Below are 6851 nucleotides of genomic sequence, written 5' to 3' on the forward strand. Positions count from 1 at the left end.
TTTTACAGACTAATTTTTTTGATTATTTAACTTCTAGAAGACCAATGTCTCCATCTTCACGACGATAAATAACATTTGTTGTTTCATCTTCAACATCTACATAGATGAAGAAGTCATGTCCCAATAAATCCATCTGTAAGATAGCTTCTTCCAAATCCATTGGTTTCAAATCAATTTGTTTTGAACGAACAACTTTTGGTTGTGCTACATCTAAGTCCTCAACTAAAGCATCTGTAAAGAGTTGACTTGTAGATACTTTATTTCTGTTCTTACGTTCAATTTTAGTTTTGTTTTTACGAATCTGACGCTCAATCTTATCTGTCACCAAATCAATAGAACCGTACATATCTTGAGAAATATCTTCTGCACGAAGAGTAATAGATCCAAGCGGAATGGTTACTTCTACTTTAGCAGTCTTTTCACGATAAACTTTCAAGTTAACACGCGCATCCAATTCTTGGTCTGCTTGGAAGTATTTTTCGATCTTTTCGAGTTTAGAAACTACATAATCACGAATTGCTTCTGTTACTTCTAGGTTTTCACCACGGATACTATATTTAATCATATAAGTACCTTCTTTCTAAACATATTTGTTTTTCTAATTATATTATAACGCTTTCATAAAATTTTTGCAAACTTTTTCCTCATCTTGCGAGGGAAAAAGTTTTAATATTCTGACAACCAGCCTCTAATAGCATACTTTTAAGACGATTCAAGGTAGTTCCAGTTGTATAAATATCATCAAAGAGTAAGATATTTTTTGGGGGCTTCACTCCATCTTTCAATAAAAAGGGAAACTCTGTAAGTAAACGATCAGATCGATTTTTTGAAGAACTAGCCTCCACTTCTTTTTTAACCAAAATATCAAGATATGTTAACCCTGTCTCCTTCATCAGGCCTTCAACTTGATTAAAGCCTCTGCTTTTTAAACGCTGGTCACTCAGAGGAACAATCACAATCTGATAGTTCTTATACTTCTTTAACTCTTTTTGCAATATCTCAGAAAATATCTTTCTAAGAAGATAATCACCATCAAATTTATAGCGACTAAAATACTCTTTCATAGCCTGATTATAGGAATAAAGAGCTCTATGATCAACCTTTACACCTTTTTTACACCAAAATTGACAATCTTGACAAATAGTTGACAAACCTTTTTTAAAACAACTCGGACAATGATTACCACCAATGCTCTCGAAAGACGAAATACAGGATTCACAGACTAGTTCCTCCTCCTTTTTAAAACAGAGCAGGTTAGTAAAGGTTATCTCTTTTTGCAAGTTTTTACCACACAATAAACACTTCATACTCCTGCCTCCTGATTCATTTGTTTGATCTCCTTTATGGCTTTCTTAATGGACAGATTGGGTCCGTCATGGAAAAATATCAGTTCTCCAGTAGGACGATCCATGCTTCTTCCAACTCGTCCACCAATTTGTACTAAACTTGACTTGGTAAAGAGTTGATGATTGGCTTCCACCACAAAAACATCTACACGAGGGAAGGTAACTCCACGCTCTAATATAGTTGTGCTTATTAATATCGTTAACTTTCCATCTCGAAAGGCCTGTACCTGCTCTAATCGGTCTTCTGTGATTGAAGATACAAAGCCTATTTTCTCATTCGGAAACTTCTCCTGCAAAATTTCTTTTAGCTTTTCTCCCTTTTTAATCTCAGTGGCAAAGATTAGTAAGGGATAGGCCGTCTTTCTCTGTTTCTCAATGTAAAGTTTTAATTTTGGAGGTAAGCCATTTTTTTCTAAATATCTATTAAAATGCGATAACCAGATTGGCTTGGGAACAATGAGAGGATTTCCATGAAAGCGACGAGGTAAACTGAGACGCTTTAACTCCCCTTGTTTAACTTTTCTATCTAACTCGTCAGTTGACGTTGCTGTTAAAAATATTCTCAATCCATTTTCCTTTACACAATTGTTGACAGCATGGTAAAGTACTGGGTTATCAACATAAGGAAAGGCGTCCACTTCATCCACAATCAATAAATCAAAAGCTTGATAAAATTTTAATAGTTGGTGAGTGGTTGCTACAACTAAAGGTGTACGAAAATAGGGATCCGACTCCCCATGTAGTAGCGCAATATCACATGCAAAATCATTTTGTAGTCGTTTATGGAGCTCTAAGCAAACATCAATTCGTGGACTGGCCAGACAAACAGTTCCACCTTGATCAATCACCTTGGCAACAACTTGGTAGATCATCTCAGTCTTACCAGCTCCTGTCACTGCATGTACCAAGGTAGCCTCCTTCTTATCTACCGCCTGAAGGAGTCCTTGTGATACCCGCTCTTGAAATGGAGTCAGTTGACCTGACCATTTGAGTACATCTTGTTTGGGAAAACATTCTTGCGGAAAGTAATAGAGATTTTGATCACTTCTTATTCGCTTCATAATCAAGCATTCTCGACAATAAAAAGCACCAATAGGCAAATGCCATTCTTCTTCTATCTGACTACCACAACGCTGACAAGATAGTTGCCCCTTTTCTTTTTTCATGGATGGAATTTGTTTTGCTTGTTGTCTCTCCTCATGACTTAATTCTTGCTCGGTAAAAAGGCGACCGAGGTAATTTGGATTTACTTTCATATTTCTTTATTCGTAAAATGTAGAACTTTACGCTATTTTTTAGTACAATAAAAATATGGAATACAGAACTATAAAAGAGGACGGACAAGTCCAAGAAGAAATCAAAAAATCACGCTTTATCTGTCATGCCAAACGTGTCTATAGTGAGGAAGAGGCTCGTGATTTTATCACAACTATTAAAAAAGAACACTATAAAGCTACCCACAACTGCTCTGCTTTTATTGTCGGTGAGCGTAGTGAAATCAAGCGAACTAGTGATGATGGAGAACCTAGTGGGACTGCTGGCGTTCCTATGCTAGGAGTTCTGGAGAATCACAACCTTACTAATGTCTGTGTTGTAGTTACTCGTTATTTTGGCGGTATCAAACTAGGGGCTGGTGGTTTGATTCGCGCTTATGCTGGTAGTGTTGCCCTAGCAGTTAAGGAAATTGGGATTGTCGAAATCAAAGAGCAAGCTGGCATCTCCATTCAAATGTCTTATGCCCAATATCAAGAATACGGTAATTTTCTTAAAGAGCATAATCTTATAGAATTAGAGACAAACTTTACAGACCAAGTTGACACAATGATTTTCGTTGACAAAGAAAGGAAAGACGATATCAAGGCTGATCTAATTGAATTTTTCAATGGAAAAGTTACTCTAACTGACAAAGGTTTACGTGAAGTTGAAGTACCTGTAAACCTATCGTAAAGAAAGGAAATATCATATGGCTTTTGGAAGATTAATTCATGGACTCGCTGGAAACTTCAGTGAGCAAAGTAAAGAAGCTCTTACCAAGGAGTTTGGACAATATTTATTAGAAAATGAAGAAATTCAAAGCGGATATAAACTCATTCGTGACTCAATTATCTTTACAAATATCCGAATCATCTTTACAGATAAACAAGGGGCAACCGGACGGAAGATGTCTATCAAATCAATTTTCCTCATGAACATTGTCAATGTTGAAATGGAAACTGCTGGACTTGGGATTGATGATAGTGAGATTACGATTACTTATTTAGAAAATGCCTTTTTAAAATCTCACAATGAGCATTTTAATTCTCACAAATTTGAATTTCCAAAGAAAACTGATATTGTACCTCTTTACACCTATCTATTTGACTTAGCTTATCATAATCGTTTGAATATGAATGGTTTGAATCACTGATATAAAAAAATCCTATCACTCCGATAGGATTTCTATATTTTACAAAAGTTAAAGTTAGCGTTATACTAGTAGCATCTTATATAAAGAGGTGCTAATATGGCAATTTATAACAATATCACAGAACTCATCGGTAGAACACCGATTGTTAAATTGAATAACATTGTACCAGAAGGTGCAGCAGATGTTTATGTAAAACTTGAAGCTTTTAACCCAGGATCGTCAGTTAAGGACCGTATCGCCCTAAGCATGATTGAAAAAGCAGAACAAGAAGGTAAATTGAAACCAGGTTCTACCATTGTGGAAGCAACAAGTGGAAATACTGGTATCGGACTTTCATGGGTTGGTGCTGCTAAAGGCTATAAAGTTGTTATCGTTATGCCTGAAACAATGAGCGTGGAACGTCGTAAAATTATCCAAGCTTATGGAGCTGAACTAGTCCTCACTCCTGGTAGCGAAGGAATGAAAGGTGCAATTGCAAAAGCGCAGGAAATTGCTGCTGAGCGTGATGGTTTCCTACCATTACAGTTTAATAACCAAGCTAACCCAGAGGTTCACGAAAGAACAACAGGAGCTGAAATTCTAGCTGATTTCGGAGCTGATGGTTTAGACGCCTTTGTTGCTGGTGTTGGTACTGGAGGAACTATTTCTGGTGTTTCTCATGCTCTTAAAACTGCTAACTCAAACATTCAAGTTTTTGCTGTTGAGGCAGACGAGTCAGCTATCTTGTCTGGTGAAAAGCCAGGTCCTCACAAAATTCAAGGTATCTCTGCTGGATTCATTCCAGATACACTTGATACAAAAGCTTACGATGGTGTCGTTCGTGTAACATCAGATAATGCTCTTGCACTTGGCCGTGAAATCGGTGGAAAAGAAGGATTCTTAGTCGGTATTTCTTCTGCAGCAGCTATCTATGCAGCAATTGAAGTCGCTAAAAAACTTGGAGCAGGTAAAAAAGTCCTTGCGCTTGCACCAGATAACGGAGAACGTTACCTATCTACAGCACTCTATGAATTCGAAGTGTAGTCTCCTAAATACACTAAGCCCTTGTATAGGGCTTTTTGTTTATCTTTTAAAATAATACTCTTCAAAAATCAAATTCAAACCACGTCAGCGTCGCCTTACCGTACTCAAGTACAGCTTGCGGCTAGCTTCCTAGTTTGCTCTTTGATTTTCATTGAGTATAAAAAAAGGATTCCTATGAGTCCCCTCTAACAAAAGAAAAGGAAGCAGATTTGCTTCCTTACTTTTTTATTAGTTATTCAAGGCTGCTGCCATTGTAGCTGCAACTTCTGCTTCAAAGTCATTTGCAGCTTTTTCGATACCTTCACCAACTTCAAAGCGAGCGAACTCAACTACTGAAGCGTTAACTGATTCAAGGTAAGCTTCAACTGTCTTGCTGTCATCCATGATGTAAACTTGTGCAAGAAGTGTGTATGCTTGGTCAACTTTAGTGTTGTCAAGCAAGAAACGATCCATTTTACCTGGGATGATTTTATCCCAGATTTTTTCTGGTTTGCCTTCTGCAGCCAACTCAGCTTTAATATCAGCTTCAGCTTGAGCAATCACTTCATCAGTCAATTGAGCTTTTGATCCATATTTCAAGTGTGGAAGAGCTGGTTTACCAACCATAGCACGGCTTTCATTATCTTGGTCGATAACGTGGTTCAATTGTGCCAACTCATCTTTAACAAATTGCTCATCCAATTCTTTGTATGAAAGAACTGTTGGTTTCATAGCAGCGATGGATGTGCATTGAAATTTGTTTAGCAAGTGCTTCGTCTCCACCTTCGATTACAGAGATAACACCGATACGTCCACCGTTGTGTTGGTATGCTCCGAAGTGTTGTGCATCTGTTTTTTCAATCAAAGCAAAGCGACGGAATGAGATTTTTTCTCCGATAGTCGCTGTTGCAGACACATAAGCTGCTTCAAGAGTTTCACCTGAAGGCATTGTCAAAGCAAGAGCTTCTTCGTTGTTAGCTGGTTTTCCTTCTGCGATCGCTTTAGCTGTTGCGTTTACCAACTCAACAAATTGAGCGTTTTTTGCAACGAAGTCAGTTTCAGCATTTACTTCAACAACTGCTGCAACGTTACCGTCAACATAAACACCAGTCAAACCTTCTGCAGCAACACGGTCAGCTTTCTTAGCTGCTTTTGCCATACCTTTTTCGCGAAGCAATTCGATCGCTTTTTCGATATCGCCTTCAACTTCAACCAATGCTTTTTTAGCGTCCATAACACCAGCACCAGATTTTTCACGCAACTCTTTAACAAGTTTAGCTGTAATTTCTGCCATTTTGATTCTCCTATATTTTTTAAAAATAGGAGAGCCGGGCTAAGCCCCGCCCTCCTAGGTAATTACTATTTATATGAATTAAGCGTTGTCGCCTTCTACAACTTCAACGATTTCTTCGATTGAGTCTGCTTGAGCTTCTGAAGCTGCAAATTCTGCTTCAACTGCTGCAACAGCATCTTCACCTTGGCGACCTTCGATGATAGCGTCTGCCAATTTAGCTGTAATCAACTTAACTGCGCGGATAGCGTCATCGTTAGCTGGGATGATTACATCGATATCGTCTGGATCTGTGTTTGTGTCAACCATCGCTACAACTGGGATTCCCAATTTTTTAGCTTCTTTAACAGCGATTTGCTCTTTATGTGGGTCAACTACGTACATTACATCTGGAATACGAGGCATATCTTCTATACCACCCAAGAATTTTTCAAGACGTGCACGTTGTTTGTTAAGAAGTGCAACTTCTTTCTTAGGAAGAACTTCAAAAGTTCCATCTTCTTCCATACGTTTGATTTCTTTCAAACGAGCGATACGTTTTTGGATTGTTCCCCAGTTTGTAAGAGTTCCACCCAACCAACGGTGGTTGATGAAGTATTGACCTGAACGTACTGCTTCTTCAGCAACTGCGTCAGCTGCTTGTTTCTTAGTACCAACAAACAATACAACTGCATCGTTAGCTGCAGCATCACGCATGAAGTCGTATGCTTGGTCAGCGTATTTTACAGTTTGTTGCAAGTCGATAACGTGGATTCCGTTACGCTCAGTGAAGATGTACTTAGCCATCTTAGGGTTCCAGCGACGA

Annotated in this window: 7 protein-coding genes and 1 pseudogene; 3 read left to right on the forward strand and 5 right to left on the reverse strand. The window is 38.3% G+C overall.

The genetic code is table 11. The annotated features are described in order from the left end of the window. Positions 1 to 22 precede the first annotated feature (22 nt). From hpf to E7C97_RS01525, 3 genes are all read right to left on the reverse strand, one after another. Complete coding sequence (hpf, locus tag E7C97_RS01515) at positions 23 to 565, reverse strand: ribosome hibernation-promoting factor, HPF/YfiA family (protein WP_045762429.1); 543 nt, start codon at positions 563 to 565, stop codon at positions 23 to 25. A gap of 79 nt (positions 566 to 644) precedes the next feature. Continuing rightward, a complete protein-coding gene (locus E7C97_RS01520; protein ID WP_316107845.1) occupies positions 645 to 1307 on the reverse strand; it encodes a ComF family protein in 663 nt (220 codons plus the stop codon). Continuing rightward, positions 1304 to 2602 carry a DEAD/DEAH box helicase gene (locus E7C97_RS01525; RefSeq protein ID WP_316107847.1) on the reverse strand — a complete coding sequence of 433 codons (1299 nt, stop codon included), beginning with the start codon at positions 2600 to 2602 and terminating at the stop codon, positions 1304 to 1306. The genes E7C97_RS01520 and E7C97_RS01525 overlap by 4 nt, the downstream gene beginning before the upstream one ends. A 55-nt stretch (positions 2603 to 2657) precedes the next feature. Between E7C97_RS01525 and E7C97_RS01530 the strand changes: the two genes are divergently transcribed. From E7C97_RS01530 to cysK, 3 genes are all read left to right on the forward strand, one after another. Next, a complete protein-coding gene (locus E7C97_RS01530) occupies positions 2658 to 3293 on the forward strand; it encodes a YigZ family protein (protein WP_316107849.1) in 636 nt (211 codons plus the stop codon). Positions 3294 to 3309: 16 nt separating this feature from the next. Beyond that, positions 3310 to 3753, forward strand: coding sequence for a PH domain-containing protein (locus tag E7C97_RS01535; protein WP_316107851.1), 444 nt, complete (start codon positions 3310 to 3312; stop codon positions 3751 to 3753). Positions 3754 to 3849: 96 nt separating this feature from the next. After that, complete coding sequence (cysK, locus tag E7C97_RS01540) at positions 3850 to 4776, forward strand: cysteine synthase A (RefSeq protein ID WP_001029455.1); 927 nt, start codon at positions 3850 to 3852, stop codon at positions 4774 to 4776. Between the two features lie 228 nt (positions 4777 to 5004). On the opposite strand, the pseudogene tsf reads toward cysK, so the two are convergent. Both tsf and rpsB read right to left on the reverse strand, forming a co-directional pair. Beyond that, positions 5005 to 6049 (reverse strand): annotated as a pseudogene (gene tsf, locus E7C97_RS01545) (translation elongation factor Ts). A gap of 78 nt (positions 6050 to 6127) precedes the next feature. After that, a partial coding sequence (rpsB, locus tag E7C97_RS01550; protein WP_316107853.1) for a 30S ribosomal protein S2 occupies positions 6128 to 6851 on the reverse strand: 724 nt, incomplete at its 5' end.

The sequence above is a fragment of the Streptococcus sp. genome (genome assembly GCF_032481935.1).
Taxonomy (GTDB): Bacteria; Bacillota; Bacilli; order Lactobacillales; family Streptococcaceae; genus Streptococcus.

Excerpts from the sequence above, each read along its gene's own strand:
- hpf (WP_045762429.1), bottom strand. The coding sequence starts at position 565 with ATGATTAAATATAGTATCCGTGGTGAAAACCTAGAAGTAACAGAAGCA.
- E7C97_RS01535 (WP_316107851.1), top strand. The coding sequence starts at position 3,310 with ATGGCTTTTGGAAGATTAATTCATGGACTCGCTGGAAACTTCAGTGAG.
- E7C97_RS01530 (WP_316107849.1), top strand. The coding sequence starts at position 2,658 with ATGGAATACAGAACTATAAAAGAGGACGGACAAGTCCAAGAAGAAATC.
- E7C97_RS01525 (WP_316107847.1), bottom strand. The coding sequence starts at position 2,602 with ATGAAAGTAAATCCAAATTACCTCGGTCGCCTTTTTACCGAGCAAGAA.
- cysK (WP_001029455.1), top strand. The coding sequence starts at position 3,850 with ATGGCAATTTATAACAATATCACAGAACTCATCGGTAGAACACCGATT.
- E7C97_RS01520 (WP_316107845.1), bottom strand. The coding sequence starts at position 1,307 with ATGAAGTGTTTATTGTGTGGTAAAAACTTGCAAAAAGAGATAACCTTT.